This window comes from Tropicibacter alexandrii (genome assembly GCF_003667315.2).
GTDB classification, from domain to species: Bacteria; Pseudomonadota; Alphaproteobacteria; order Rhodobacterales; family Rhodobacteraceae; genus Tropicibacter; species Tropicibacter alexandrii.
The window spans coordinates 34,105-60,225 of the sequence record NZ_RCTZ02000017.1 but is presented as its reverse complement, the minus strand read 5'-3'; the positions used below and the strand labels follow the sequence as shown (position 1 = coordinate 60,225).

At 65.4% G+C, this 26,121-nt stretch carries 26 protein-coding genes and 1 pseudogene; 21 read left to right on the top strand and 6 right to left on the bottom strand.

The window, feature by feature from the left end:
• Positions 1 to 2 precede the first annotated feature (2 nt).
• The 3 genes from ccmI to D8Z78_RS18515 all read left to right on the top strand — a co-directional run bounded on the left by ccmI (position 3) and on the right by D8Z78_RS18515 (position 2,050).
• Positions 3 to 1,238, top strand: coding sequence for a c-type cytochrome biogenesis protein CcmI (gene ccmI / locus D8Z78_RS18525; protein ID WP_121631873.1), 1,236 nt, complete (start codon positions 3 to 5; stop codon positions 1,236 to 1,238).
• Positions 1,239 to 1,317: 79 nt separating this feature from the next.
• Complete coding sequence (gene ruvX, locus D8Z78_RS18520; RefSeq protein WP_121631874.1) at positions 1,318 to 1,788, top strand: Holliday junction resolvase RuvX; 471 nt, start codon at positions 1,318 to 1,320, stop codon at positions 1,786 to 1,788.
• Between the two features lie 22 nt (positions 1,789 to 1,810).
• Positions 1,811 to 2,050, top strand: coding sequence for a DUF1289 domain-containing protein (locus tag D8Z78_RS18515; protein ID WP_121631875.1), 240 nt, complete (start codon positions 1,811 to 1,813; stop codon positions 2,048 to 2,050).
• Here D8Z78_RS18515 and D8Z78_RS18510 read toward each other — a convergent pair.
• The 3 genes from D8Z78_RS18510 to dusA all read right to left on the bottom strand — a co-directional run bounded on the left by D8Z78_RS18510 (position 2,047) and on the right by dusA (position 5,313).
• Positions 2,047 to 3,342 carry a calcium-binding protein gene (locus tag D8Z78_RS18510; RefSeq protein ID WP_121631876.1) on the bottom strand — a complete coding sequence of 432 codons (1,296 nt, stop codon included), beginning with the start codon at positions 3,340 to 3,342 and terminating at the stop codon, positions 2,047 to 2,049. The two genes, D8Z78_RS18515 and D8Z78_RS18510, sit on opposite strands and share 4 nt — an antisense overlap.
• A 144-nt stretch (positions 3,343 to 3,486) precedes the next feature.
• Positions 3,487 to 4,302 carry a sulfite exporter TauE/SafE family protein gene (locus D8Z78_RS18505; protein ID WP_121631877.1) on the bottom strand — a complete coding sequence of 272 codons (816 nt, stop codon included), beginning with the start codon at positions 4,300 to 4,302 and terminating at the stop codon, positions 3,487 to 3,489.
• Positions 4,303 to 4,305: 3 nt separating this feature from the next.
• The gene (gene dusA / locus D8Z78_RS18500; protein ID WP_121631878.1) at positions 4,306 to 5,313 is read right to left on the bottom strand and encodes a tRNA dihydrouridine(20/20a) synthase DusA; all 1,008 of its coding nucleotides are present in this window, start codon (positions 5,311 to 5,313) and stop codon (positions 4,306 to 4,308) included.
• Between the two features lie 619 nt (positions 5,314 to 5,932).
• Between dusA and D8Z78_RS18495 the strand changes: the two genes are divergently transcribed.
• The 7 genes from D8Z78_RS18495 to D8Z78_RS18465 all read left to right on the top strand — a co-directional run bounded on the left by D8Z78_RS18495 (position 5,933) and on the right by D8Z78_RS18465 (position 12,935).
• Positions 5,933 to 7,009 carry an AraC family transcriptional regulator gene (locus D8Z78_RS18495; protein ID WP_121631879.1) on the top strand — a complete coding sequence of 359 codons (1,077 nt, stop codon included), beginning with the start codon at positions 5,933 to 5,935 and terminating at the stop codon, positions 7,007 to 7,009.
• 118 nt (positions 7,010 to 7,127) lie between these two features.
• Positions 7,128 to 8,051 carry a hypothetical protein gene (locus tag D8Z78_RS18490; RefSeq protein ID WP_121631880.1) on the top strand — a complete coding sequence of 308 codons (924 nt, stop codon included), beginning with the start codon at positions 7,128 to 7,130 and terminating at the stop codon, positions 8,049 to 8,051.
• Between the two features lie 49 nt (positions 8,052 to 8,100).
• Entirely contained in the window at positions 8,101 to 9,876 is a 1,776-nt protein-coding gene (locus tag D8Z78_RS18485; RefSeq protein ID WP_121631967.1) for an arylsulfatase, read from the top strand.
• A gap of 81 nt (positions 9,877 to 9,957) precedes the next feature.
• Entirely contained in the window at positions 9,958 to 10,791 is an 834-nt protein-coding gene (locus D8Z78_RS18480) for a type 1 glutamine amidotransferase domain-containing protein (RefSeq protein ID WP_121631881.1), read from the top strand.
• A 24-nt stretch (positions 10,792 to 10,815) separates the two neighbouring features.
• Positions 10,816 to 11,322: a hypothetical protein gene (locus D8Z78_RS18475; protein ID WP_121631882.1), complete on the top strand. Its 507-nt coding sequence runs from the start codon at positions 10,816 to 10,818 to the stop codon at positions 11,320 to 11,322.
• Between the two features lie 17 nt (positions 11,323 to 11,339).
• Positions 11,340 to 12,284, top strand: coding sequence for a formylglycine-generating enzyme family protein (locus D8Z78_RS18470; RefSeq protein WP_121631883.1), 945 nt, complete (start codon positions 11,340 to 11,342; stop codon positions 12,282 to 12,284).
• Positions 12,285 to 12,545: 261 nt separating this feature from the next.
• Positions 12,546 to 12,935, top strand: a complete 390-nt coding sequence (locus tag D8Z78_RS18465) for a DUF4345 domain-containing protein (RefSeq protein WP_121631969.1) — start codon at positions 12,546 to 12,548, stop codon at positions 12,933 to 12,935.
• Between the two features lie 61 nt (positions 12,936 to 12,996).
• Here D8Z78_RS18465 and D8Z78_RS18460 read toward each other — a convergent pair whose 3' ends face one another.
• A complete protein-coding gene (locus tag D8Z78_RS18460; protein ID WP_240672180.1) occupies positions 12,997 to 13,821 on the bottom strand; it encodes an ABC transporter permease in 825 nt (274 codons plus the stop codon).
• The gene (locus tag D8Z78_RS18455; RefSeq protein WP_121631885.1) at positions 13,818 to 14,837 is read right to left on the bottom strand and encodes an ATP-binding cassette domain-containing protein; all 1,020 of its coding nucleotides are present in this window, start codon (positions 14,835 to 14,837) and stop codon (positions 13,818 to 13,820) included. Before D8Z78_RS18455 ends, D8Z78_RS18460 begins: the two co-directional genes overlap by 4 nt.
• A gap of 269 nt (positions 14,838 to 15,106) precedes the next feature.
• Between D8Z78_RS18455 and D8Z78_RS18450 the strand changes: the two genes are divergently transcribed.
• The 5 genes from D8Z78_RS18450 (at position 15,107) to D8Z78_RS18430 (ending at position 19,981) form a co-directional block, all read left to right on the top strand.
• Positions 15,107 to 15,880 carry a DeoR/GlpR family DNA-binding transcription regulator gene (locus tag D8Z78_RS18450; RefSeq protein ID WP_121631886.1) on the top strand — a complete coding sequence of 258 codons (774 nt, stop codon included), beginning with the start codon at positions 15,107 to 15,109 and terminating at the stop codon, positions 15,878 to 15,880.
• Positions 15,873 to 16,964: an ABC transporter ATP-binding protein gene (locus D8Z78_RS18445; protein WP_121631887.1), complete on the top strand. Its 1,092-nt coding sequence runs from the start codon at positions 15,873 to 15,875 to the stop codon at positions 16,962 to 16,964. The genes D8Z78_RS18450 and D8Z78_RS18445 overlap by 8 nt, the downstream gene beginning before the upstream one ends.
• Positions 16,961 to 18,214 (top strand): ABC transporter substrate-binding protein, encoded by a 1,254-nt coding sequence (locus tag D8Z78_RS18440; RefSeq protein WP_121631888.1) that lies wholly within the window; start codon positions 16,961 to 16,963, stop codon positions 18,212 to 18,214. The genes D8Z78_RS18445 and D8Z78_RS18440 overlap by 4 nt, the downstream gene beginning before the upstream one ends.
• An 85-nt stretch (positions 18,215 to 18,299) precedes the next feature.
• The gene (locus D8Z78_RS18435; RefSeq protein ID WP_206169709.1) at positions 18,300 to 19,175 is read left to right on the top strand and encodes a carbohydrate ABC transporter permease; all 876 of its coding nucleotides are present in this window, start codon (positions 18,300 to 18,302) and stop codon (positions 19,173 to 19,175) included.
• On the top strand, positions 19,172 to 19,981 hold the full coding sequence (locus D8Z78_RS18430) for a carbohydrate ABC transporter permease (protein ID WP_121631890.1): 810 nt from the start codon (positions 19,172 to 19,174) through the stop codon (positions 19,979 to 19,981). Before D8Z78_RS18435 ends, D8Z78_RS18430 begins: the two co-directional genes overlap by 4 nt.
• A 34-nt stretch (positions 19,982 to 20,015) precedes the next feature.
• Here D8Z78_RS18430 and D8Z78_RS18425 read toward each other — a convergent pair whose 3' ends face one another.
• Positions 20,016 to 20,879 carry a LysR family transcriptional regulator gene (locus D8Z78_RS18425; RefSeq protein WP_128910849.1) on the bottom strand — a complete coding sequence of 288 codons (864 nt, stop codon included), beginning with the start codon at positions 20,877 to 20,879 and terminating at the stop codon, positions 20,016 to 20,018.
• Between the two features lie 178 nt (positions 20,880 to 21,057).
• On the opposite strand from D8Z78_RS18425, the gene D8Z78_RS18420 reads away from it, so the two are divergent.
• The 6 genes and pseudogenes from D8Z78_RS18420 (at position 21,058) to D8Z78_RS18400 (ending at position 26,121) form a co-directional block, all read left to right on the top strand.
• On the top strand, positions 21,058 to 21,822 hold the full coding sequence (locus tag D8Z78_RS18420; RefSeq protein ID WP_121631892.1) for an HAD-IIA family hydrolase: 765 nt from the start codon (positions 21,058 to 21,060) through the stop codon (positions 21,820 to 21,822).
• Entirely contained in the window at positions 21,819 to 22,745 is a 927-nt protein-coding gene (locus D8Z78_RS18415; RefSeq protein ID WP_121631893.1) for an ABC transporter permease, read from the top strand. The genes D8Z78_RS18420 and D8Z78_RS18415 overlap by 4 nt, the downstream gene beginning before the upstream one ends.
• Positions 22,746 to 22,826: 81 nt before the next feature.
• Positions 22,827 to 22,934: pseudogene (locus tag D8Z78_RS25370) on the top strand (ABC transporter permease); the annotation flags it as partial.
• A complete protein-coding gene (locus tag D8Z78_RS18410; protein WP_420824328.1) occupies positions 22,935 to 23,633 on the top strand; it encodes an ABC transporter permease in 699 nt (232 codons plus the stop codon).
• 48 nt (positions 23,634 to 23,681) lie between these two features.
• Positions 23,682 to 25,232, top strand: coding sequence for an ABC transporter substrate-binding protein (locus tag D8Z78_RS18405; protein ID WP_121631895.1), 1,551 nt, complete (start codon positions 23,682 to 23,684; stop codon positions 25,230 to 25,232).
• A 61-nt stretch (positions 25,233 to 25,293) separates the two neighbouring features.
• Positions 25,294 to 26,121, top strand: coding sequence for a metallophosphoesterase family protein (locus tag D8Z78_RS18400; protein WP_121631896.1), 828 nt, complete (start codon positions 25,294 to 25,296; stop codon positions 26,119 to 26,121).

Here is a 26,121-nt window from a genome sequence, read left to right as displayed (position 1 = left end):
CCATGCTGTTCTGGATCCTGACGGGCGCGCTTGCGCTGGTGTTGACGGTTTTGCTGGCTCTAGCCGTGTTGCGCGGGCGGCGCGAGACCGGTCCGGCCGAGGCGTTCGACCTGCAGGTCTATCGCGATCAGCTGACCGAGGTGGAACGCGACGCCGCCTCGGGAAAGATCCCCCCCGAAGAGGCCGAGCGCCTGAAGGTCGAAATCTCGCGTCGCATCCTGTCGGCGGATGCCAAGCTGCGCGGGCCCACCGCCACGTCGGATCAGCCGAAGATCGGCAGCTATGCCGTGGCGGGGCTGATGGCGGCGCTGTTCCTTGGCGGCGGGCTCGGGCTTTATGCCACGCTGGGTGCGCCGGGCTACCCTGATCTGCCCTTGCAGGGCCGGATCGACGCGGCCGCCGAGGCGCGCGCCAACCGACCCGATCAGGCCAGCGCCGAGGCCCGCGTGCCGGCCACCGCGAACCCGGATGTGTCGGAGGAATATCTGGACCTGCTGGAGAAACTACGCAAAGCCGTGGCCGAGCGCCCCGACGACCTTCAGGGTCAGGTGCTGCTGGCCCGCAACGAGGCCGCGCTTGGCAACTTCAAGGCCTCCTACCGCGCGCAGGCCCGCGTGATCGAGTTGAAGGACAAGGCTGGCATGGAACCGACCGCCAAGGACTTTGCCGACCTTGCCGACATGATGATTCTCGCCGCCGGCGGCTATGTCTCGCCGGAGGCCCAGCAAGTGCTGGAAAAGGCGCTGGCGCTCGATCCAAAAAACGAGGTGTCCCGCTTCTATGGCGGCCTGATGATGGCGCAGACCGGTCGCCCCGACATCGGGTTCCGGATGTGGGACGAATTGCTGCGCAGCTCCGACCCGGACGCCCCGTGGGTACAGCCCATCCGCCAGCAAATCCAAGAGATGGCTTGGCGTGCCGGTGTGCAAGACTATGAGCTGCCCGAGGCACGCCCGCTGCGCGGCCCCGATGCCGGTCAGGTGGCCGCCGCTCAGGACATGACCCCCGAGGAACGTCAGGACATGATCCGGGGCATGGTCGGCCAGCTCTCCGATCGGCTTGCGACCGAGGGCGGCACCGCGCAGGAATGGGCGCGTCTGATCTCGTCTCTGGGCGTGCTGGGCGATACCGAACAGGCCGCCGCGATCTGGGCCGAGGCGCAGGGCATCTTCGCCGAGGCGCCCGAAGACCTCGCCACCATCCGGGCCGCTGCCCAATCCGCCGGGGTCGCGGACTGACCCCTGCTTCTTTGGTCCCCAAATACCTCGGGGTTCGGGGCAGAGCCCCGATCCTGCCTTCCCGGAAAGCACCCACGCCATGATCCACGAAGACATCACCGACTTCGCCCCCGCCCTGCCCGCCATGGGCGCGCTGGCCGGGCTCGATCTTGGCACGAAGACGATCGGCGTCGCCGTCACCGACAGCTTTCGCCAAGTGGCGACGCCCCTCGAAACCGTGAAGCGGACGAAATTCACCGCCGATGCGGAGGCGCTTCAGGCCATCCTGACCAAGCGCGGCATCACCGGCATCGTGCTGGGCCTGCCGCGCAACATGGACGGAACAGAGGGCCCGCGCTGCCAGTCGACCCGCGCATTCGCGCGCAACTTTGCCCGGTTGTGGCAAGGCCCGATCACCTTCTGGGACGAACGCCTGTCGACAGTGGCCGCCGAACGTGCGCTTCTGGAGGCGGATACGTCACGAAAGCGTCGCGCCGAGGTCATAGATCATGTCGCCGCGTCGTATATCCTGCAAGGAGCGCTGGACCGCCTGCGCCACCTCACGGCCTGACGGCCCCGAACACGAGACGAGCATGAGAGACGATCAGGTGTGGAAACGCGACGAAATCGAAAGCCCCTGCGTGAAGCTCTGCGTGGTGCATCCCGCCACGCGGCTCTGCACGGGCTGCCTGCGCTCGATCGATGAGATCACCCGCTGGTCCAAGATGACCAGCGAGGAACGTCGCGACGTGATAAAGGCCCTGCCAACCAGACAGGGCCTGCACCAGCAGCGCCGGGGCGGCCGCGCCGCCCGCCTTCGCAATCAGGATTAAACGATCGGTCCCAGCGTCACCAGTTGCACGTTCGACAGGCTGAAGCCGTTGGTCGCTCCACCCACCACGTAGGCCAGCTCCGTCACCTCGCCGCCATCCACGACCGTCAGGCGGATGTCGTTGGTGCCGGTCACCGGGTCGATGGACAAGGTGCCGGAATCCAGCCCGCCATCCAGCGTCTGGATGACCAAAGTGTCCGCTTCGGGGCCGGTCGCGGTGAAATCCTCGATCCGGGCGGTTTCCGTCTCGCCCGACGGGTTGTACACCGGCTCGAAGACCGAGAACGTGTCGGCCCCCGCGCCGCCGATCAGAACGTTGGCGCCCGTGCCACCTTCGAGGAAATCGGCGCCTGCGCCACCGGACAGCGTGTCGTTGCCCTGACCGCCAAGCAGCGTGTCATTGCCCGCTTCGCCCGACAGGATATCGGCCCGCGCGCCGCCGTCGATCTCGTCATCGCCCGCGCCGCCCAGCACCGTGTCATGACCGAGACCGCCCATGATGGTGTCGTCACCGTCATTGCCGTCGATCGAGTCCTGACCCGAACCGCCATCGATCACGTCGCCCAGATCGGTGCCGATGATGGTGTCTGCGCCGGAATTGCCTTCGATCGTGTCGCCGGCAATCGAGTTCGCATAGGTGACGCCGGTGATCAGGTCGTCGCCGTCGCCGCCCTTCATCTGGTCGCCGCCGCCGAACGCGATCAGCGTGTCGTCGCCGGTATCGCCCAGCAGCCGGTCCTCGCCAAGCCCGCCATCGAGGTAATCGTCCCCCGCGCCGGCATCCAGCGTGTCGTTGCCATCGCCGCCATAGCCCGAGTCATTGCCAAAGCCCATGTCGATGGCATCCGCACCGCCCTGCCCCAGAAGCAGGTCATTGCCGCCGCCCCCGATCAGCGTGTCGGCATCGTTGCCGCCATCCAGCTTGTCGTCATTGGCGCCGCCGTCGAGCGAGTCGTTGCCGTCCCCGCCGACCAGCTTGTCCTCGCCAAGGTTGCCGCCCAGCGTGTCGTTGCCCACGCCACCGCGCAGGGTGTCGTTGCCGCCATTGCCGTTGATCTGGTCATCGCCGGCATTGCCGGAAATGAAGTCATCCCCCAAGAGCGCGCGGAAGATGTCGTCGCCGTCACCAAGGCTGATGGAATCCGCGTCCTCGGTTGCCGTCCGGGCCGGTGTCGGATCTTCGGGACCATCCGGGGTTCCGCCGCCGCCACCGTCGCTGTCACCATCCGATCCGCCAGCATCCACGAGGGCCCCAATGAGCAGGAAAGGCAGCATGGTAAAAAGCCAGATCATAGCACTCAACCTCTGTTAACAATTCCTTAACGCTACCACAAACCGTTGCCAAAACGAATAAAATTTGCGGTCGCGGTTAACGGCGCGAACAATCCCGACCGCGGTTCGGGATTGGCGTCAAGATTGAGACAATTCTGGAAACAATCAGGCCCCGAGGGCCTTTCTGAGCATGTTTGCGGCAACAATCAGGATGAAGACCGCGAAAATCCGACGCAGAATCAGGGCGGGCAACGCATGGGCCAGCTTCGCCCCCCAAGGCGTCGTGATCATCGTCATCGACACAGCGATGACCAGCGCCGGGATGTTCACCGCGCCGACGGTCATCGGCGGTGCGCCCGGCACCTCCAGCAGCAGGAACCCGATCACCGAGGGCACCGCGATCAGCAGGCCGAACCCCGCCGCCGTCGCCACCGCCCGGTGCATCGGCACGCTGTAAAGCGTCATGAGCGGCACGCCAAAGCTGCCGCCGCCAATGCCCATCAGCACCGACAGGAAGCCTACCAGCGGCGACAGGATCGCGCGGGCGATGCCCTTGGGCATTTCCGGCCCGACGCGCCAGTGCTGCTTGCCAAAGGCCAGATACAGGCCGACCGCACCCGCCAGCACGCCAAAGATCACGGTCAACACGTCCGAGCGCAGCTGCGTGGCCGTTGCCACGCCGATGATCGCCCCCAGAACGATGCCCACGGCCCAGCTCTTGAGGATGCCCCAGTCCACCGCGCCCTTCTTGTTGTGCGAATGCACCGACCGGATCGAGGTGAACACGATCGAGGCCAGCGAGGTCGCAAGGCAGACCTGCATCAGCAGCGGCGTGTCATAGCCCAGCCCGGTCAGCACGAAGAAGAAGACCGGCACCAGAACGATGCCTCCACCGACGCCAAACAGCCCGGCCAACACCCCTGCAAAGGCCGAGGCCGCCATCAAGAGCCCGACCAAAGGGAGAAGGGTTGCCATATCCATGTCTTATGCCGCCTGTGCCTGTTCGATCTGCGCCAGCGCCTCTTCGACCACGTCCGTCCCGGCGCCGGGGGCAGTTGCCTTGGTCGACAGGACCTGCCGCCACCGCCGCGCCCCGGGCCGCCCTGCGAAAAGCCCCAGCATGTGCCGCGTGACCTGATGCAGTTTTCCGCCCGAGGTCAAGTGCGCCTCGATATAAGGCAGCATCGCGCGGGCCACGTCCTCGGCGGTCTGCGGGTGCGGATCGTCGTAGATCCGGGCATCAGCCTCGCCCAGCACGTTCCACGGCTCGTGATAGGCGGCGCGTCCGATCATCACCCCGTCAAGCCCCTGCGCCAACAGCTCCCCCGCCTGATCCAGCGTCGTGATCCCACCATTGATCGACAGATGCATCGCAGGAAACCGCTGCTTCATGGCGTGGACGAGGTCGTGGTCCAGTGGCGGTATGTCGCGGTTTTCCTTGGGTGACAGGCCCTGAAGCCACGCTTTCCGGGCATGGATCGTCACGCGGGTGCAGTTGATCCGATCCAACTGCCCGAGGAATTCCGGCAAGACCTGCGCCGGGTCCTGATCGTCGACCCCGATCCGGCATTTCACGGTGACCTCGACATCGACGGCCTCTTGCATCGCCGCGACACAGCGCGCAACCAGCGGTGCATCGCGCATCAGGACTGCGCCAAAGGTGCCCGACTGCACGCGGTCGCTGGGACAGCCGCAGTTGAGATTGATCTCGTCATAGCCCGCCTCGGCCCCGAGCCGCGCGGCCTGCGCCAGTTCGACCGGATCGCTGCCGCCCAGTTGCAGGGCAACCGGGTGTTCCTCGGGGCTGTGGTCGAGCAGGTGCAGCGCCCCGCCCCGCACCAATGCGGGCGAGGTCACCATCTCGGTATAGAGCAGCGCATGACGGGACATGAGCCGGTGAAAATAACGACAATGCCGGTCGGTCCAGTCCATCATGGGTGCCACGGAAAGCCGCGCCGCCGATTTGGCGTTGTTTTCTTTGCTCTTTTCCAACTTACGCTCCGATCCTCAACGTCGCACGATATCCGTCATTTGCCGGGATTTCCGGCCGCTTCCGGAGTTGCTGTGCCACGGCGCAGCACAGTTTCCATGCCCTCGCCCGGGCGCCGCCCGGAGGCCTCTCGATCGCTGTTCAGATAATAGGCGGATCGGTCAGCACGACGCGACCTCCGCTTCGACGCAATCAAGAGGCCGACATGACCTACTCACTCTCGACCCAAAATGAAACCCAAGACCTGCTGGCGCGCATCACGCGCGACCTCAGCGCTCGGCAAGCGTCATTTGCCGACGTTGTGCCGAATTCCACGACCCATCCGCCGCCTAGCGGTCGTCGCAATCTCCTTCGATCTTCGCCTACGCCCAGCGCCTGAACGGATACGAGACGTCATTCAAGGTCATTCTTTGCGCAGCGGTGACCGGTGACGCGCTCTATAGGGCACACAATGCATTGTCTTGTGCTCAAGGTCGGGTACCCTTGATCAAGGGCCAATCGTCATTCCGGTGTGACTCTGCCTTCGGCCTGCGGGCGTGAACCGGACAGGATGAACCCCACCCCATCACGATGCGTCGAAAGGTGCATTGCGACCAACAGCGCGGCTATCGTGCGGCTTAGATGGAGCGACGATCTGTGGTGAACAAGGTCTTCACACCGGCTGACCCGGCCCTGCCGATGAACTACCCCGGCTTTGTCTTCCGAACCCTTCTCGAAGACGGCTATCCAGAAGAGGCGCTGCTTGCGGGGACCGGCCTCGCGGCGGAACAATTGGGCGATCCGCATTTCAGATGCGGTTTTCAGCCGCTGCGCCGCCTGCTTCGCAATGCCATCGACCGAACGGACGATCCCGATCTCGGCATCAGGCTGGCTCAGAAGTTTCAGCCGACCTATATCGGGCTGCCATCCTATGCCGCAATGAACGCGGCATGTTTTGCCGATGGGCTCGCCGTTTTGACACGGTTCTTTTTCCTGAACTTCCCGGCGTTCGAGTTCAGCGTTTCAAGCCAGCAGCCGGGTCTGGACCCGGACGAAACCGCCATCCGACTGCGCTCCAAATTCCCATTCGAGGATATCGAGTATTTCGGACTGAGCAGCGCCATCGTCGCGATCAATGGTCTTTTGAAGGCGATGTTGCGGGCCGAAACCGTCGCGACCCGCGCGGAACTGACCGTCCAGCGTCCGGCGCAGGTTGCCGAGATCGCAGCTGGGCTGGGCTTTGAGTTCCGGTTCGAGGCCGCCGAAAACAGGATCGTCTTCCCTGCAGAGCTGCTGGACCGGCCGCTTCCCGGGTCCGATCCATTGAACCACGCGCGCCTCTTGGGGCTTTGCGAACAATTCGCCCAAGAGATGACCTTCGGCGAAACGCCTGTCACACAGGTGATCGCCGTTCTCGAAGGCACGCCCTCCCTCGCGGCCTCGCTGACCGACACGGCCACTGCATTGGGATATTCCGAGCGCAACCTTCGACGGCAGTTGGACCAATCGGGCACATCGTATCGGAAGCTCGTCGAACAGGTGCGCGAGCAGCGGGCGCGCGCGCTCTTGTCAGGCACCACGCAGCCGATCAAGGCGATCGCGGGCGCAACCGGCTTCGAGTCGTCTTCGAATTTCGCCCGCAGCTTCAAGCGCTGGACCGGCCTGACGCCGAAGGCATATCGGGACAAGGCTCTGCTCAGGGGCGATTCTGGCCGTTAATGAACATCCTCTGGCCGCTGGTGATCCTGACCCGTGGTCGTAGGACGCATCCCCTTCGAGGTATTCTGCACATGCAGAACACGTGGAGGGGCCAATGCTGCACAGACCACATACTTCAATGCAGACCGGAGAAATCCGCGGCCGTCTGGCCCGTCGGTCCTTCTGTGTCGTGCTGTCCTGCGCGGCCATCTTTGCCGCACCGAGCATGGCAGAGGTCACCAGCCTCGGGCTGGAAGATACGACCGAGGGGCGCGCCCTGCCGCGTGTCGCAGAGGGCCAGTCCGCAGAGCTCCTCTCCGCCTTCTTCGGCCTCGACAACGCGCTGCCGTTCCTAGCGCGATTGATCTGTCGCGGCGCCCCCGGCAAGGACGGGATGCCGGTGATCTTCTCCACCGAGATCGATCACGCAACGATGCAGGCGGGCGACTTCCTCGTGCGCACCGCCTCCGGCGCGACGGGGCAGATGCATTGCGTCACGCTTTTGCCGGCCACCGATGCCGGGGAAATGCGCACCGTTCTGCTGGTGGGTGAGTTCGGGGATGCGGACAACGATCCGCCGGTTGTGGTGGAGGTCGTCGGGCATCTTCATTCGATCGACGGGATGCTGGATTTTCGCGGCGCAAAGGTGGAGGTCACGCCGCTGGCGCCGGGTCCGAGCCTCGTAATGGCAGAGATCGCCGATCCGCAGGCGCGCGACCTTGGCCTTGGTCAGCGGCGCACCGACGGGACGGACTGCCCGACCGACGGCATTTCGCAGGCGGTGCGGGTGGTCTGGGCCGGGGGCGTGACGCTTGCAGACGGCGGCGAACCGGGCGCGGTCGAGCGCGACCTTTATCGTGTCACCGTACAGGCCGCCGATGGCATCAAGCGCGAGGTTACACCGCGCGCCCTTGCCGATCTCGGAGACGGGGACAACAACCACCTGCTCTGTCTGGACACCCCGGACACGCCCGTCTCTGTCTCTTTCCCGGCGGGCGTCTTCACCGATCCGAACGACGATCTGAACCCCGCAACCTCGGTTGCGGTCCGGCCCGCGCGGTGACCCGCGCCGCCGCCCTGTTTTCGAACACCGTTTTCATGAGGCTTTCGACATGATCAGACATCCCGTTCCGGCGCTTGGCGCCTCCGTGATCGCAGTGCTGGCGGCGCTGCCCGCACTGGCGCAGGAGACGCGCCCGAACATCCTTGTCGTGCTGTTTGACGATGTCGGCTTCACCGGTTTCGGGGCCTATGGTGCCGATGCCAGCACGCCACATATCGACGCATTGGCCGAACAGGGCGCGCTGTTCTCGCGCTACTACTCCTCGCCCTTCTGCGGGCCGAGCCGCGCCATGCTGATGACGGGCCAAGACAATCACCAGACCGGCATGGGCACGCTGACCGAGACGGTCACAGCCGCGCAAAGCGCATTGCCCGGCTACTCCATGGTCTGGGACGACGGCCAGCAGACGATCGCGAGCCATTTGTCGAAGGCCGGGTACCAGACCTATGTCTCCGGGAAATGGGGGATCGGCGCGAAGGGCAAGAACCTGCCCGACCGCTTCGGCTTTGACCGCTCCTATGTCATGGATTCCACCGGCGGCAGCAATTACGACCACCGTCACTACCTGCCAGGATACCCGGAGGTTTCGTGGTACGAGGACGGCGAACCCGTGCGCCTGCCGGAGGATTTCTATTCCTCCCGCAATCTCGTGGACAAGATGATCGCCTATATCGACGAAGGTGCTCCCGATCAGCCCTTCTTCGGCTTCCTGTCGCTTCAGGCGGTGCATATCCCGGTGCAGGCGCCAGCGGAGTTCATCGACAAATACGAGGGTGTCTTCGACGCCGGTTGGGACGTGATGCGCAAGGAGCGCGCCCAGCGCGCCATCGATCTGGGCCTCGTGCCGGAGACGACGACGCTGGCCCCGGTTCACGAAGACCACCGCGCATGGGACGACCTGACAGCACAGGAGAAGGCAGAGGCCGCGCGCGCCATGCAGGTCAATGCGGGCATGAAAGAGGCCGCCGATTTCCATATCGGGCGCTTGCTGGACCATCTGGACCTCACCGGGCGGCTGGACAACACCATCGTCGTCATCACCTCCGACAATGGCGCGGAATCCGGCGTGACATCGCTGGATAACCCCGTGGCCGATCTTCTGCTGAGCGGCCTCCACCGGCTGGAGGGCTACGATACCTCGCCCGAAAACATGGGCCTGCCCGGCAGCCTCACCGCGATTGGCCCGGAATGGGCGTCGGTCGAGGCGTCGCCCTTCAACCTCTACAAGTTCTACTCCAGCGAAGGCGGGCTGCGCGTGCCGCTGGTGATGTCGGGCCCGGGGATCGAAGCCCGCGGTGTGCTGGACGCTCCGGTGCATGTCTCCGACCTGATGCCGACCCTGCTGGACGCGGCGGGCGTCGACTATGACCCAAGCGCGCTTTACGGGCGCAGCATCCTGCCGGTTCTGGCCGGTGAGGCGACCCAGACGCGCGGCGATGTCGAAGGTTTCGGCGGCGAAGTCAGCGGCAACGCCTCGCTCTATCGCGGCAACTGGAAGCTGGTGCGCACCGCCCTGCCGCGCGGCGATTTCACGTGGCGGCTCTACGATCTGTCGGTCGATCCGGGTGAAACCACGGATCTGGCGGGCGAGAACCCCGAACTCTTTGCCGAGATGCGGGCCGAGTACGACGCCTATGCCGCCCAGACCGGCGTGCTCGATCTGGGGCCGGAGGACTACGCGGAGAAGCAGCTCTTCGCCAATCTTCTGGACCGGACGTTCAGCAAATACTGGCCTTACATCTTGGGTCTCGTGCTGGCGTCGCTCGCCGGGCTTTACGGCCTTTACCGCCTGATCCGGATGGCCGTCCGCCGCCCGGCCCACTGAAGACCAGCCCACGGAAACCCGTCCCATGCATGCCCCGCCAAGGGGGCCGTCCTTCAAACATCCAATTTTCGGAGAAAAGTCATGAACTGGATCGTCATCACCCTGCTCGTCTTGGCCCTTCTGGCCATTCTCACCTACCTTTACCTGCCCGCCTTCCTGCGCCTTCTGGGCATCCATCGCCACTACACCATCCCCGATTTCGACATGAAGGGGCGGCGCGCGCTGATGATCTGCACCAACCACAACCGGCTCGATCCGCTCAAGCGCGACACCGGTGCCTTCGGGTCGGAATTCACCGTGCCCTACTACGCCTTCGTCAATGCGGGCATGGAGGTCGACATGGCCTCGCCCAAGGGCGGCGTGATCCCGATCCAGCCGGGATCGTGGTCTTGGCCGCTGGCTTGCGACGACGACAAGCGCTTCATGAAGGACAAGAAGGCCATGCATGACCTCAAGAATTCCAAGGCCATCGCCGATCTCGACCCGAACGAGTATGACGTGATCTTCATGGCCGGTGGCTGGGGCGCGGCCTATGACCTGATGCAAAGCGAGGAACTGGGCGATTTCATCACCCGCGCCAATGCCGCTGGCAAAATCCTCGGCTCGGTCTGCCACGGGGCTTTGGGGCTGTGTGGCGCCAAGGGGCTCGATGGCGAGCCGCTGGTCAAGGGCCGCCGTGTCACCGGTGTGACCAATGGCCAGATCAACACCTTCGGCATCGCGGTCACGCCCAAGCACCCGGAGGAAGAGCTGCGCAAGCTCGGCGCGATCTACGAATGCCAGCACGCCTTCCGCGACCCGTTTGCCACCCATACCAGCATCGATGGCAACCTGATCACCGGCCAGAACCAGAACAGCGGCTACGAGACCGCCCACCGGATTCTGGAAAAGATGGCCACCCAGCGCAACGTCTGAGCGCGCCTCCGGAGGAGCCCCGAGATGCACACCACTCACGGACCCCGCATCGGTTGGCAGCCGGTTGAAAAGGCCGCCTTCGGGCTCATCTACGGCGCGATCATGGTGTTGAGCCTGCTTCTGGCCTTGGGTGATGCGCCCGAGGCCCCCTTCGAGCCGGCGCTGGTCCTTTTCGGATCGGTGCTGGCGGTGACGCTGGCCAAGGCCTTCTCCGAGCTTCTGGCCCATGGCATGGAGACCGGCGAGCGCATCCTGACTGCGAAGGCCTTCCGCACCGCTTGGGCGCACAGCCACCCGACATTGACGGTCGCCAATGTGCCCACGGTTCTGTTCATCGCCGTAGGGCTGGAATGGCTGGCGATGGAGACGGCGGCGATGCTGTCGCAGGTGTTCTGCGTGGCGATCCTGACGGTGCTGGGTGCGCGGGTCGGCTGGGTGATCGGTCACAGTTGGTGGCTGCCCATCGGCGGCGCGCTCTTTGCCGGGGCGCTGGGGGCCGCGCTCGCGGTCCTGAAATACGCCATTCACTGAACCGCACGGGGGCTGCAATGCTCACTATCCTCACGCATGTCCGCCTATGGTCCCGGTCGCGCAAAAGGACCGTGGCCGCAGGCGGCGCTCTGCTCGCCGGGCTTGTGGTTCTCACCCTGCCCCTGATTTGGCCGCAAACGCTGCGCTCCTCTCAGCCGCAAGAGGCCTGCGCCCTCGATCTGGAGACCCTCGGCGGATTTGTCGATATCCCCGGCGGCGGCTTCGTCATGGGGGTCGACCCGGTCTTTCCCGAGGAAGGCCCGCCGCGCAAGGTGCTGGTCTCTCCCTTCCGCCTCGCAGCGCATGAGGTCACCAACAGCCAATTCGCGGCCTTCGTGGCCGAGACCGGCTACATCACCGAGGCCGAGCGCAATGGCGGCTCAGCCCGGTTCAGCGACAGCGAGACGCCGGAGGCATTCTTGTCATGGTGGTCGCTCGACACGGAGGCGACATGGCGCACGCCGGACGGGGCCGGCTCTGACCTCACCGGGCGCGCCCTGCACCCGGTGGTGCATATCACGCAAAACGATGCCCGCGCCTATGCCGACTGGGCCGGTGGGCGTCTGCCCACGGAGGTCGAGTGGGAATATGCCGCCAGCCTCGGGCTCTTTGATCCGATGGACCCGGAATCGGGTGTGCGCGCCCCCGATGGCACGATGCGCGCCAACGTCTGGACCGGGCTGTTCCCGGTGCTCAATTCACGGCGCGATGGCTTTGCCGGGACGGCACCGGTGGGATGTTTCGAGCCGGGTCTGACCGGCGCCTATGACATGATCGGCAATGTCTGGGAATGGACGGACAGCCGCTTCGCCCCCGCCGTGCCCCGCTTCACCATCAAGGGCGGGTCCTTCCTGTGCAGCGAGGATTACTGCCAGAGATACCGCGTCGCAGCCCGCGAAAGCCTCGAACGCGATTTCAGCACCGCGCATATCGGCGTCCGCATCGTGCAGGACATCCCCTGATCCAAAAGGACCCCACGTCATGCCCGTCCGAATGATCCCCTGCCGCGTGGCTTCAGACCTGCTCGCAGGAGATGCCCCACCCAGACAGAAAGCGCGCGCCGACCTGCCGGAGCGCCTGACCGATTGCGCCGCGGCAGGTCCGAGGCCCGTGACCCCGGTCGCCCGGATTGTCGAGATCGAAATGGTCTGCGCCAAATCCGGCGCTGCAGCCTCAGGCGCTGCCAAACCCACTGCGGAGGGCTGAGGATGCGGACCGCCGGGATGCAACGCGCACTCTTGCTGGCCATGTCGGTCGGTCTGATCCCGGTTGCGCTGTCCTACGGCGCTTTGCCAGAGGTCAGCCTGCCGCTCCTTTTCGGGATCGAGGCGTCGCATGTTCCGACGCGCCACATCTTCCGTGCGATCATGGGGCTGTATCTCGCCCTGATCCTCTTCTGGCTCGTGGGCGCGTTGCGGGCCAACCTGCGCAGACCCGCCCTCTGGAGCCTGTTCGTCTTTACCCTCGGGCTCGCGCTCGGACGCGCCCTGAGCCTTGTCCTCGACGGTTGGCCGGGCCTCCTGCTGTTCGGCTACATGTTGGCCGAGTTCGCGCTCGCTGCCATGGCCATCTGGCTTCTTGCAAAGGCCCAAGGCCACCCCGATGCCCCCTGACTTCGCCCGATTTCTCGCGCGTCAGGAGCGCGCGGCCATTCCTTGCGCGCAACCGACAACGTCACCTGCGCCGGTAGAGCAACAGCACCACAGGGGCCAGCGTCACGGTCAGGACGACGGGCGCGATCAGGGCCAGCCCGATCTGCGACAGGCTGGACGTGCCCGACATCAGCCCGCGCAGCGCGGTCGTCATCAGCGACACCGGGTTCACCTCGACGAAGCTGCGGAGCCAGCCGGGCATCGTCGCCGGATCGACCATGATGTTGGAGGCGAAGGTGACCGGAAACAGGATGGTAAAGCCCAGGGTCATGACCGTCATTGGCGTGCGCACCAAAAGGCCCAGCACGATGAACACCCAGCCCATGCCAAAGCCGATCGTCAACAGCATGGCAAAGGCGGCGAGCGTGCCGATCAGACCCGCTTCGGGGCGGTAGCCAAGGATCAGCCCGATGCCCAGAATGATCCCGCCCGCGATCAGATGGCGCAAAAGGTCCCCGACCATCAGCCCCGCAAAGGGCGCAAGCGACCAGATCGGCAGGGTGCGGAAGCGGTCGAAGAGGCCCTTCTGGAAATCCGTGGACAGCCCCATGCCGGAATAGACCGAGTTGAACACGACGGTCTGCACCAGAATGCCCGGCAGGAAGAATTGCAGGTAGTCGCCCGTCGATCCGGCCAGCGCACCCCCGAAGACAAAGGTGAACAAGAGCGTGAACATGATCGGCGTCATGACCAGATCGAACAACTGTTCGGGCACATGGCGGAACTTCAGGATCGCGCGCCAGCCAAAGACCAGCGCGTTCGACAGCGGCCCGGGCGGCGTTGGCGGAGGCACCCGGCGCAGGGCCGCGATGCCGGGTGTTTGGGCGTCCGAGCTTTGGTCGGTCATGGCATGGCCTTTGGGTTTTCGGGGTCCGTTGCGTCCTGCTTTCCGGTCAGCGCAAAGAACACTTCGTCAAGGCTCGGCGTGCCCATGCGGAAGTCGGCCAGCGCGATGCCGCCCCCGATCAGCGCCGCGATGGCGGCGTTCGCCGCAGCCGCGTCACCGGCCAGCACTGAAAGCTCGGCCCCCTCGGGGCTGCGCTGCACCGCGCTTTGCAGATGGGCGGACAGCAGCTCGGCCGCGGCCTCGATCTGGGCATTGTCGGCCAGCGCGATATGCAACACGCCCGAGCCGGTGGCCGCCTTCAGCTCGCGGCTGGTGCCCTCGGCGATCTTGCGCCCGTGGTCGATCACCGCGATCCGGTCCGCCAGTTGATCGGCCTCTTCGAGATACTGGGTTGTCAGCAGGATCGTCACGCCAGACGCAGCAAGCTGCCGGATCAGCCGCCAGACGCCCTGCCGCGCCGAGGGGTCCAGCCCCGTCGTCGGTTCGTCCAGAAACAGGACCCCGGGTGTCACGATCAGCGACGCCGCGATGTCGAGCCTGCGCCGCATGCCACCGGAGTAATCCTTGACCTGCTTGCGCGCCGCCGCCGACAGCTCGAACGCGCCCAGCAATTCGTCCGCCCGCCCCCGCGCCGCACCGGGCCGAAAGCCCCACAGACGCGCCAGCATCACCAGATTTTCGCGGCCCGTCAGATCCTCGTCGAGCGAGGCGAACTGACCCGTCATCGCAATGCAAAAACGCACCTTCTCGGGCGCGGTGGCGATGTCATGGCCCATCACCGTGGCACGTCCGGCATCGGGCGGCGTCAAGGTGGCCAACATCCGCAACAGCGTGGTCTTGCCCGCGCCGTTCGGCCCCAGCACGGCAAAGATCATGCCGCGCGGCACCTCGAGGTCGATCCCCGCCACGGCGGTCAGATCGCCAAAGCGGCGCACGAGCCCGCGGGCATGGATCGCAAGGTCTATGTGTTCGGTGTCCACGTTCGGCGTCCGGGGTTGCTGCGGGGTCTCTGGCATGCCGCAAGGTACAGCAGCCGCAGGATTAGTCGATAGCATCGTGGAAAGATCGTCGTCAGACCGACCTGCGGCAGAGAGAGCCCGGGAGGGTGAGCAAAACGTCATGCGCCACATTATTTGTCGTATGGCCTGCAAGGCCGCGTCACCGGCTGATGCCAACCTGTTCCGCGCCGCCGTGCGACCGCGATTTGTCGTGAAACTTTCATGCCGGTTTCGTCTTCGGGTTATCTGCCGCTGCTCATTTGAGCGCGACGAATGTGGAATCGAGCATGGCAGACAGGAAAGCGCGCATATTGGACGTGGCCCGACGCAATGGCCGCGTGTCGGTCGACGCATTGGCGGACGTGCTGGGCGTGTCGGCGCATACGGTGCGCCGCGATATCAACAGCCTATGCAGCGAGTTGAAGCTGCGCCGCCTGCACGGCGGGGCCGAATTCGTCCAGCCTCAGGCCAACATCCCCTATCCCCGGCGCGCCGTGCTGAACTTCGAGGCCAAGATGGCCATCGCGCGCGCGGTCGCCGATATCGTGCCGGACGGCGCGACGGTCTTCATCTCGGTCGGCACGACCCCTGCGCTCCTGGCGGGTGCGTTGGCCCATAGACGCGGACTGACCGTGGTGACCAACAACCTCAACGCGGCGATGGCGCTGTCGGACGCCGAAGACGTGCGGATCATTCTTGCAGGCGGTGAACTGCGCCTGCCCGACCGAGACGTGCTCGGCCCGGACGTCATCGCCACGTTCACCGCCTATCGGGCCGATTTCGGGATCTATGGCGTCGGCGGGATCGACCGCGACGGCAGTCTGCTGGACTTCCACGAATCCGAGGTCCGCGTGCGCGAAAGCATCCATGCCCGCAGCCGCGCAACGATCCTTGTCGCGGATCACAGCAAATTCGGCCGGATCGCGGCTGCGGTCGGCGGGCATCTTGCGGACCCCGATCATGTGGTGATCGACCGCAGGCCCGGACCGCCATACGCGGACGTGCTGGACCCGATGGGCGCGCGCGTCACCGTCGCGATGGAGCAAGACCGCGATGTCTGAGCCCGTCTTTGTCCGTCTCGACGGTGTGACACGGCAATGGAATGGCGCAGGCGGCGTGCGCGATGTCTCGCTTGAGGTCCCGCGCGGCGCGTTCGTCGCCATTCTGGGGCCATCGGGCTGCGGCAAGTCCACGCTGTTGCGGCTGCTGGCCGGGCTCGAGACGCCAGAGGCGGGCCGGATCGAGATCGACGGGCGCGAGGTCACGCATCTGCCGCCCGCGCAGCGGGGCCTGTCGATGGTCTTTCAGTCCTACGCGCTGTTTCCGCATTTGAACGTGCGCGAGAACATCCTGTTCGGGATGAAGGTGCGCCGCGTCTCGCGCGACGCACGAGAGGCGGCCCTCGCCCGCGCCACGAAGATGACCGGGCTCGAGGGGCTGGAACGGCGCAAACCGGCAGAACTGTCCGGCGGCCAAAGGCAGCGCGTGGCCTTGGCCCGCGCCGTGGTCTCGGGCAAGCCGCTATGCCTGATGGACGAACCGCTGTCCAACCTCGACGCAAAGCTGCGCCATTCCGTGCGGCGCGACATCAAGGCGCTGCAACGGCAGCTCGGCCTGACCGTCATCTACGTGACCCACGACCAGACCGAGGCGATGAGCCTGTCGGACACCATCGTCCTGATGCGCGACGGTCGCACCGAACAGATCGGCCCGCCCGAGGCGCTTTACCACGCGCCTGCGACCCCCTTCGTGGCGCGCTTCATCGGCGATCCGCCCATGGCGGTGGTGGACGGTGCGGCGCTTGGCGTCGCGGCGCATCCGGTCGGCATCCGCATCGAGGCCATCGAACGCGTCCCTCTGAACGAGGCCGATATCGAGGCCGAGGTGGTCGAGACCGAATATCTCGGGGCGCGCACGCAGGTGCTCTTGCATCACCCGGCGGCAGAGGGTCTCGCCTTGATCCTGCCCGACCGCGTGCCCCTGCCCCCGGGCACGCGACTGGGCCTGCGCCTACCCCAAGAACACCGGGTCCGCTTTGCCGCCGACCCGCACCGGAATCACGCCCCGCATCCGCCTTTGCCCGGGGACCGTGATGGCCATGTGGCCGACCCCAACCCGAACACCCACCCAGAGGATCAAGCATGACCCGCATCATCACCGCTGCCGCGCTGCTGGCCGGCACTGCCCTTGCCGCGCCCGCCATGGCGCAGCACACCGAACTGACCATGTATTACCCGATTGCCGTCGGCGGCCCGCTGACGCAGGTCGTGGACGGCATCGTCGCCGATTTCGAAGCCGCGCACCCCGAGATTTCGGTGAATGCGATCTATGCCGGCAATTACGACGACACCCGGATCAAGGCTTTGGCCGCTCTGAACTCGGGCGATCCGGCGCAGCTGGCCGTGATGTTCTCGATCGACGCCTATGACCTGATCGAGCAGGACCTGATCGTGCCCTTCGAGGACGTGACCGACGACGCGGCGTGGCTGGGCAGCTTCTACCCGGCGCTGATGGCCAACGGAAAGATCGAGGGCAAGACCTGGGGCATCCCGTTCCAGCGCTCGACCATCGTCGCCTATTACAACAAGGACATGTTCCGCGAGGCCGGGCTCGACCCGGAAAAGGCGCCGACCACGTGGGACGAGATGGTCGAGATGGGCAAGGCGCTGACCAATGACGATCATTTCGGCCTGATGATCCCGTCGACGGGCTACCCGTACTGGATGTTCCAGGCGCTGGCGATCCAGAACGGTAAGGAAGTCATGTCGAATGACGGCCTGACCACCTATTTCGACGATCCCGCTGTCGTCGAAACGCTGGAATTCTGGAAATCGCTGAGCCAAGAGCACGGCATCATGCCAGAGGGCACCGTGGAATGGGGCACCTTGCGGCAGGCCTTCCTCGAAGGTCAGACCGCGATGATGTGGCATTCGACCGGCAACCTGACGGCGGTGAAGAACAACGCCAGCTTCGATTTCGGCGTGGCCATGCTGCCCGGCAACGAACGTCTGGGGTCGCCCACCGGCGGCGGCAACTTCTACATCTTCAAGGATGCCTCCGAGGATGAGCGCGCAGCGGCGCTGGAACTGATCAAGTTCATGACCGCCCCGGAACAGGCCGCCAAGTGGTCGATCGAGACCGGCTACATGGGCGTGTCGCCCGCCGCCTACGAAACCGAGGCGCTGCAGGCCTACACCGCCGAATTCCCGCCGGCGCTGGTGGCCCGCGATCAACTGGAACACGCGGTCGCCGAATTCTCGACCTTTGAGACCGCGCGCGTGCGTGAGGGCTTGAACAATGCCATCCAGTCGGCGCTGACCGGGCAGATGTCTGCCGCCGACGCGCTGGCCGAGGCGCAGGCCGCCGCAGAGCGCCTGCTGTCGGCCTATCGCTGAACCCACAAGGGGCGCGCCGACGCAGCTTGGCGCGCCCCACTGACCGGAGCCCGTGATGACCGACAGCACCAGACAGTTGCAGCAGATGGCCCGCCGCCGACAAGCGGTGCATGGCTGGCTGTTGCTGTCACCGGCGCTGATCATGTTGTCGACCTTTGCCTTCTACCCCTCGGTGGCGACGGTCTGGACATCGCTCTGGTCCCGCGGAACACGGCGCAACCCGTCGGAATTCGTGGGGCTTGAGAATTACCAGCGCCTGCTGGACGACCCGACCTTTCGCGAGGTCGCGTGGAACAACCTGCTTTATGCCGGTGTCACGATCCCCGTCTCCATCGTGCTGGCGCTGGTCATGGCGCTGTGGGCCAACGCAAAAATCCCCGCGCGCGGCTTCGTGCGCACCGCCTATTTCACGCCGACCATGCTGCCGATGATCGCGGCCGCCAATATCTGGCTGTTCTTCTACACCCCCGGTTTCGGCGTGCTGGACACGATCGGCGGGCTGTTCGGCGCGCCCTCGGTCAACTGGCTGGGCCAGCCGGAAACCGCGCTTTGGGCGATTTGCGCCGTGACGATCTGGAAGGAGGCGGGCTTCTTCATGGTCTTCTATCTGGCCGCGCTGCAAACCATCCCCGAGGACCTGCGCGAAGCCGCGCAGATCGAAGGCGCAAGCCGCTGGACCTACCTGCGCCGGATCGTGCTGCCGCTCTTGATGCCGACGACGCTTTTCGTGCTGGTCAATGCGCTGATCAACTCGGTCAAGCTGATCGATCACCTGTTCATCCTTACCAAGGGCGGGCCGTCGGACAGTTCCAAGCTGATCCTCTACTACATCTGGGAAAGCGCCTTTGCCTTCTTCGACGCGCCGTCGGCGGCGGCCATGACGGTGCTGGTGCTGATCGTGCTCGGTGTCGGGGCAGCGGTGCAGTTCCGGATGCTGGACCGCAGGACACATTACAGATGACCGGCTGGATGCGACATGCCGAGGCGGCGCTTGCGGTGCTCGTCGCGATCCTGTGGATCTCGCCGCTGGTGTTTGCCGTCTGGGCGGCGTTTCACACGCCCACCGACGCGATCAATTTCAACCTCACCGCGCCGTGGACGCTGGAGAATGTGCGCACCGCATGGGGCGGCGCACCGTGGCTGCGGTATTTCCTCAACACCTTCCTGCTGGTGACGCTTGTTCTGGTGGGGCAGTTCTTCTTCTGCACATTGGCGGGCTATGCGTTTGCGCAGATCGACCTTCCCTTCAAGGACACGCTGTTCCTGTTGGTCCTGTTGCAGCTTTTCATCCTGCCAGAGGTGCTGATCGTCGAGAACTACGACGTCGCGGCCCGGCTTGGCTTGCTCGACACGGTGCTCGGCATCGGCGCGCCCTACATGGCTTCGGCCTTTGGCATCTTCCTGATGCGCCAGACCTTCAAGTCGGTGCCGAAAGAACTGGACGAGGCCGCCCGCATCGAAGGCTGCGGCACGCTGGGTGTGCTTTGGCGGGTCTACGTTCCGGCGGCGCGACCGACCTATCTGGCCTATGCTCTGGTCTCGATCTCGACCCATTGGAACAATTTCCTCTGGCCGCTCATCGTCACGAATTCGGACACCACCCGTCCGCTGACGGTGGGCCTGTCGATCTTTGCCGCGCCGGAAAACGGTGTGAACATCTCGGCCATCTCGGCGGCGACCACGCTGGTCGTGGCCCCGTTGCTGATCCTGTTCCTCGTCTTCCAGCGCCACTTCGTCCAAGCGTTCCTGCGGGCGGGGATCAAGTAACTAACCTGCATTGGGCGCCTGCCCACGCCACCCCTCAGCCTGCCTTCAAGAGACCGAAAAAGGCGTCCAGAGTCTCCATCTCGCGATCCACCGGCGCAAAGACGGCCTCCGTGCTGGAGGTGTTGCCGCCCAACAGCGTAAGCTGCTTGACGTCCTCGTTGCGCCCCGTCCCCGTCTGCCAGACGAAGCCCATCCCCATACCGTTCACGACCGCCTCGTAGACACCTTCGCGCGTGTCGAGGGTCAGGAAAGGCTGCGGTTTCGCATCGTGAAGGCGAAAGTATCGGTCAACCACCCGTTGGGTGGAGGACCCCGCAGAGCGAAAGATCAGCCGCTCGCCCAGCAGTTCAGAGCACCCGATCGACGTGCGCGCGGCCAAGGGATGCCCCAGCGCCACGATCGCCACCACATTGTTGGTCAGCAGGTCCTTGCGCCGAAAGCGCCCGTCCGTCGGCACGTCCGGCAAGATGCCGACATCCACGGTATGGTCGATCACCTGCCGCATGATCTTGTCATGCGAGCCGGTGGTGACGCGCAGCTTGACCTGCGGAAACGCCTTGTTGAAGGCGGCGATCACCGACATGCCGGGCATGGCATTGCCCAACCCAACGGACAACTCGCCCCGCGCCAGCGATCCGTGCCGTCGCAGCATCCGTTCCAGCGCATCATGTTCGTGGATCACCCGCGCGGCGGCATCGCAGAGCCGGTCGCACAGCGGCGTGGCGCGCAGCCGCCCCTGTTCGCGCACGAACAGGCGCACACGGAACTCGTCCTCGAGCTTGCGCACCTGTTGCGACACGCCCGGCTGCGTCAGCCCCATGACCCGCGCGGCTGCGGAATAGGAGCCGGTTTCCGACACGGCGAGCAGCGCTTCCAAGGCACGAAGGGACAGGGTCATCGCGTGAACCAAAGCAAGGGTTTGAGACAGCCAAAGCGTAGCCTTGATTCGTCACAGCCATGTCACGGCGAACTGAAAATCCTTCTCTTGTCATCAACGACACGCCGAATCCGAACGAACGCACATCGCACAGCCCCCGCATACCGCCCCCGCGGTTGCGGCCAAGGGAGCATTTGCCGTGACACAGGTCCTGAACCGCGCGGACAGCATCGTCCACAGCCTTGCCTCCGAAATGGTCGAGAGCGACCGGCTGGTGCTGTGCGATCTCGATGGTTGCCTCATGTCCGAGGGCCGGGCCTTTGGCGACGCCGCCGCGTTCGTCCGTGCCTGCGCGGACCGGTTCTGGATCGTGTCGAACAACTCCACCCACAGCGCCCACGGTCTGAGCACCGCGCTGGCGCGGCTGGGTCTCGCGGTGCCGTCCGACCGCATCCTGCTGGCTGGCGAGGAAACCCTGCGCCACATCGCGGCAGAGCGCGCGGGCGCGCGGCTTGCGCTGTTCGGCAGTCCCGAGATGGAACGCCTTGCCCGCCTGCTGGGCTTCGTCCTTGATTTCGGGCGCCCCGACCTTGTGCTGCTGTGCCGCGATACGCAACTGAGCCTAACCCGTCTCGACGCGCTGACCGCCGCGCTTCGCATGGGGGCGGAGTTCTGGATCAGCAATCCCGACACCGCGCATCCCGGCGCGGACGGACAGCCCATCGCCGAGACAGGCGCCCTGTTGGCAGCGGTCGAGGCGATCCTTGGCCGGATGCCCTATCACAGCCTCGGCAAGCCCGACCCGCACATGGCCAATGCCGCGCTGGATCGCAGCGGCTGTGCGCCAAGCGATGCGGTCTTCATCGGGGACAACCCGCTGACGGACGGGGCCGTGGCAAAGGCCGCCGGGGTGCGCTTCATCCGGTTGGCGCGGGACGCACGGCAAACGGAGGCCTGCGCATGACGCTCTACATCCTGCGCACGCTGGTGAAGATGGTGGTCACGCTGTTCGTGATCGTCACGCTCGTCTTCTTCGCGACCCGCCTGTCGGGCAGCCCGCTGGATACCTTCCTTGGCGAGGGGCTGACGCCAGAGGACCGCGAGGCGATGATCCGCTATTTCGGCCTCGAGGGCTCGATCTGGCAGCAATATGTCAGCTATCTGCGCGGGCTGCTGGAGGGCAATTTCGGACTGTCCTTCCTCGAACGCCGCCCGGTGGCACAGATCGTGGCCGAACGCATCGGGCCGTCGTTGCAACTGCTGGGGTCCTCCTTGGTCCTGACGATCTGCGTTGCGGTGCCTTTGGGTGTGATCGCGGCGCTGAACCGTTCAAGCTGGGTGGGCAGCGCGGTGATGGCGCTGGCCTTCGTCGGCTACGCGGTGCCGAATTTCGTCATCGCGACGTTCATGGTGCTGCTCTTCGCCTTCACGCTGAACTGGCTGCCGGTGGTGGGCAATGGAACGGCCCTGCATTTCATCATGCCGACCATCGCCATGTCGGGCGTGCTGATCGCCGCGCTGACGCGCTTTACCCGCAACGCCATGCTGGACGTTCTGGGGCAGGATTTCATGCGCACCGCCCGCGCCAAGGGCCTGCCCGAGACGGTGGTGATCCTCAAGCACGGGCTGCGCAACGCGGGCGTCACGGTGCTGTCGGTTCTGGGCCTGCAGATCGCGGGCATGGCGGCGGCGGGCAACGTGGTCGTCGAGGCGATCTTTTCTTGGCCGGGCATCGGCGAGCTTCTGGTGAAGGCCGCCATCGTGCGCGACTACCCGGTGCTGCAATTCGGGGTCATCACCGTGTCCTGCGCCGTCGTGGTCATCAACGCGGTGACCGACATCCTCTACGCGGTCGCCGATCCGCGCATCCGCATGGCGAAGGGATAGGGCATGACCGTCAGCACGCATATCCCGACCCGTGGCGCGTCCTTGATGACGCTCTGGCGCGAAGCCGACGGCATCCAGAAGGCCGCCGCCCTGATCGGGGTGACGCTGGTCCTGCTGGCGCTGTTCGCGCCGCTGATCGCGCCGTTCGACCCGCTGAAGCAATCGTTGATCTCGCGCCTGCGTCCACCCATGGGCTTCGAGCGCTACAAGGACGGGTTCTTCCTCGGCACCGACGAGCTTGGCCGCGACGTGCTGTCGCGCAGCCTCTTCGGTCTGAGGCTGACGCTGGGCCTTGCGTTGCTGGGGGCCATCATCGGCCTGCTGGTCGGCGGAACCCTCGGGCTGGTGGCAGGCCTGCGGCGCGGTTGGGCCGAGGATACCATCATGGGCGCGGTGGATCTGCAGATCGCGGTGCCCTTCACGCTGGTGGCGCTGTTGATCCTCGCGCTGTTCGGATCGTCGCTGACGGTGATGATCTGCGTTCTCGGCATCGCCGGGTGGGAGCAATACGCCCGCATCGTGCGCGCCGAGGTGCGCAAGATCACCGAACTGCCATTCATCGAGGCCGCACGCGCGAGCGGCGGGGGGCCGCGCTACATCGCGCTGACCCATGTGCTGCCCAACATCGTCTCGCCGCTGGTGGTGCAGTTCACCCTGTCGCTGTCGAACATCGTGATCCTCGAAAGCACGCTGTCCTTCCTCGGTCTCGGTGTGCAGCCGCCCACCGCCACGCTGGGCAGCATGGTGGGCTACGGGCGCGACTACATGCCCACCGCGCCGTGGATGGTGAGCGTCCCGGCCGTCCTGATCATCCTCATCACCTTTTCCGTGCAGATCCTCGGCGACTGGCTGCGCGACCGCGCCGATGTCCGCCTGCGCGCCCGATAAACCCAGAGGCCGAAGATGCCCGCCAAACCTGACCAAGGAGACCTCAAGATGAAGACCTTCCTGATGACCACTGCGGCGGCCCTCATGGCGTCCACCACCTTTGCCCAGTCGATCACCGTCGGCGCCGCCAACGTGTCCGATTACCTCGATCCGGGCCGCGACCATTCCAACGTCGGCTCGCAGTTCTACTACAACGCCTTCGACACGCTGATCGACCGCGACCATTCCAAGCTGGAACCGGAATGGGTGCCCGCTTTGGCGACCGAGTGGGCGATGGTCGACGACACCACCATGGAATTCAAGCTGCGCGAAGGCGTCACCTTCCACAACGGCGAGGCCATGACCGCCGATGACGTGGTCTTCTCGCTCAACCGCATGTATCAGGCGAGCTTTGCGCCCTATCAGGTGCGCGCCAAGGACCGTCTGGCCAATTTCGCCGAGGCGGTGAAGATCGACGACTACACCGTCCAGATCAAGGTGCACCGGGCCGAGCCGCTGTGGGAAACGCTGGTTTCCCTGCAGCAGGTCATGATCATCCCCGAGGAATACACCAAGGCGCTGTCGGGCGATCCGCTGGTGGCCGAGGATGGCGATTACGAGGCGTTCAGCCTCGCCCCCGTCGGCACCGGCCCCTATGCGATCTCGGAATTCACCCCGGGTCAGAAGGTGGTCTACACCCGCTTCGACGACTTCTGGGGGGACCTTGCGCCCCTGGAGCAGGCGACCGTGATCCGCATCCCCGAGACCGCGTCGCGCATCACCGCGCTCAAGACCGGCGAGGCGGACATCGTGACCAACATCGCGCCCGACCAGTTGGCGCTGATCAATGCCGATGCGAACCTGAAGACCGAAGGCTCCGCGACCGCCCTGTTCCACGTCATGATCATGAACGTGAACCACCCCAACCTGACCGATCCCAAGATTCGTCAGGCCATGTCCTATGCCATCGACCGCGACCTGCTGAACGAGGCGCTGTGGCTGGGCAAGGCGGTCGTGCCCTCGACCCACACGATGGAAGAGATGGGCGCGCTGCACATGCCCGAACTGACCACCTTCGAGTATGACCCCGAGATGGCGCGCAAGCTGCTGGCCGAAAGCGCCTATGACGGCGAGGAAATCGTCTTTGATGCCTTCCCGGTCTACTACACCAACGGCGTGCTCGCCGCGCAGGCGATCATCGAGATGTGGGCCGAGGTCGGCATCAACGGCAAGCTGAACGTCACCGACAAATGGACCGGCAACGATCCCGAGATGATGGCGCGGTCGTGGTCGAACCCGATGTATTTCGCCGACCCGTTCGGCAGCTTCGGCGTGATGTGGGCCCCGGACGGCCCCTCCGAGGGCGCAGGCCGCTTCAACACCGACGACGCCTATGCCGAAGCGTGGGAGCGGTTCCGCTTTTCCAAGGATGTCGACGCCCGCCGCGCCGCCTATGGCGAGCTGATGGAGCGTATCAAGCAGGACCCGCCGGTGCTGCCGCTGTACCGCCCGTTCGAAAGCTGGGGCATGAACAAGTCGATCAACTGGAAGCCGCAGTCGGGCCATATCCCCTACGTGCTCGACTTCCGCGCTGGCGCCATCGCGCTGGCCGACAGCTGATCCGATCGGCGCGTCCCCTCGCGGGGCGCGCCACACTTTCCCGGAACCAAGGACACGCCTCATGCCGCTGCGCATCGCAATCGTCGCCGACATCCACCACGGCACCCCCAGCCACACCAAGCGCGGCGACGCCGCCTTGCCGCTCATGGCGCGTTTTGCCGAGTGGGCGAACGCCGAGACGCCCGACATGGTGCTGGACCTCGGCGACCGGATTTCCGACATCGACGAAGAGACGGACCTGCGGCTGGAACGCGAGGTGGCCCAAGCGTTCAAGGCGGTCGACGCGCCGATCCACCACATCTGCGGCAACCATGACCGCGATCATCTGAGCGTGGCCCAGAACGAGGAGATCCTCGGGCAGCGGCTGGTCTCCGAGGTGCTGGATTGCGGCCACTGGCAGATCGCGCTGTGGCGCGCGGATGCAAAGATTTGCCGCGACCCCGAGCGGCGCGGGTTCGCCCTGCCCGAGACCGACCTGCTGTGGCTGTCGCGCGTGATGCAATCGGCGCAGAAACCGACTCTGGTGGTCAGTCACGTGCCAGTGTCCGGCCATGACCAGACCGGCAATTACTACTTCCAGCGCAACCCGCAATTCTCGCGCTATCCCGAAAGCGACCGCGCGCGGCAGGCGCTGGCGCAGGCGCGGGTTCCGGTCGTCTGCCTTGCGGGGCACGTTCACTGGAACACCGTCACCACGGTCGACGGCATCCCGCACCTGACGCAGCAATCGCTGACCGAAAGCTTCACCACCCAAGGCGCGCCCGCCGAAGCGTGGGGGATGCTGACGCTGAGCGATACCGCGCATTGGCAGGTACATGGCCGCGACCCGTTCGAGGCCCGCGTCACCCCGACAGCCGGGCGCTGGACGCCCCCGCTGGCACCGTTCTGA

Coding starts and splice junctions, on each gene's coding strand:
- D8Z78_RS18495 (WP_121631879.1), top strand. CDS start 5,933: ATGGAGCGACGATCTGTGGTGAACAAGGTCTTCACACCGGCTGACCCG.
- D8Z78_RS18475 (WP_121631882.1), top strand. CDS start 10,816: ATGCACACCACTCACGGACCCCGCATCGGTTGGCAGCCGGTTGAAAAG.
- D8Z78_RS18450 (WP_121631886.1), top strand. CDS start 15,107: ATGGCAGACAGGAAAGCGCGCATATTGGACGTGGCCCGACGCAATGGC.
- D8Z78_RS18460 (WP_240672180.1), bottom strand. CDS start 13,821: ATGACCGACCAAAGCTCGGACGCCCAAACACCCGGCATCGCGGCCCTG.
- ruvX (WP_121631874.1), top strand. CDS start 1,318: ATGATCCACGAAGACATCACCGACTTCGCCCCCGCCCTGCCCGCCATG.
- D8Z78_RS18430 (WP_121631890.1), top strand. CDS start 19,172: ATGACCGGCTGGATGCGACATGCCGAGGCGGCGCTTGCGGTGCTCGTC.
- D8Z78_RS18510 (WP_121631876.1), bottom strand. CDS start 3,342: ATGATCTGGCTTTTTACCATGCTGCCTTTCCTGCTCATTGGGGCCCTC.
- D8Z78_RS18405 (WP_121631895.1), top strand. CDS start 23,682: ATGAAGACCTTCCTGATGACCACTGCGGCGGCCCTCATGGCGTCCACC.
- D8Z78_RS18515 (WP_121631875.1), top strand. CDS start 1,811: ATGAGAGACGATCAGGTGTGGAAACGCGACGAAATCGAAAGCCCCTGC.
- D8Z78_RS18415 (WP_121631893.1), top strand. CDS start 21,819: ATGACGCTCTACATCCTGCGCACGCTGGTGAAGATGGTGGTCACGCTG.
- D8Z78_RS18455 (WP_121631885.1), bottom strand. CDS start 14,837: ATGCCAGAGACCCCGCAGCAACCCCGGACGCCGAACGTGGACACCGAA.
- D8Z78_RS18400 (WP_121631896.1), top strand. CDS start 25,294: ATGCCGCTGCGCATCGCAATCGTCGCCGACATCCACCACGGCACCCCC.
- D8Z78_RS18440 (WP_121631888.1), top strand. CDS start 16,961: ATGACCCGCATCATCACCGCTGCCGCGCTGCTGGCCGGCACTGCCCTT.
- D8Z78_RS18470 (WP_121631883.1), top strand. CDS start 11,340: ATGCTCACTATCCTCACGCATGTCCGCCTATGGTCCCGGTCGCGCAAA.
- D8Z78_RS18485 (WP_121631967.1), top strand. CDS start 8,101: ATGATCAGACATCCCGTTCCGGCGCTTGGCGCCTCCGTGATCGCAGTG.
- D8Z78_RS18435 (WP_206169709.1), top strand. CDS start 18,300: ATGGCCCGCCGCCGACAAGCGGTGCATGGCTGGCTGTTGCTGTCACCG.
- D8Z78_RS18480 (WP_121631881.1), top strand. CDS start 9,958: ATGAACTGGATCGTCATCACCCTGCTCGTCTTGGCCCTTCTGGCCATT.
- D8Z78_RS18490 (WP_121631880.1), top strand. CDS start 7,128: ATGCAGACCGGAGAAATCCGCGGCCGTCTGGCCCGTCGGTCCTTCTGT.
- D8Z78_RS18445 (WP_121631887.1), top strand. CDS start 15,873: ATGTCTGAGCCCGTCTTTGTCCGTCTCGACGGTGTGACACGGCAATGG.
- D8Z78_RS18425 (WP_128910849.1), bottom strand. CDS start 20,879: ATGACCCTGTCCCTTCGTGCCTTGGAAGCGCTGCTCGCCGTGTCGGAA.
- D8Z78_RS18465 (WP_121631969.1), top strand. CDS start 12,546: ATGCAACGCGCACTCTTGCTGGCCATGTCGGTCGGTCTGATCCCGGTT.
- ccmI (WP_121631873.1), top strand. CDS start 3: ATGCTGTTCTGGATCCTGACGGGCGCGCTTGCGCTGGTGTTGACGGTT.
- D8Z78_RS18505 (WP_121631877.1), bottom strand. CDS start 4,302: ATGGATATGGCAACCCTTCTCCCTTTGGTCGGGCTCTTGATGGCGGCC.
- D8Z78_RS18410 (WP_420824328.1), top strand. CDS start 22,935: ATGGGCTTCGAGCGCTACAAGGACGGGTTCTTCCTCGGCACCGACGAG.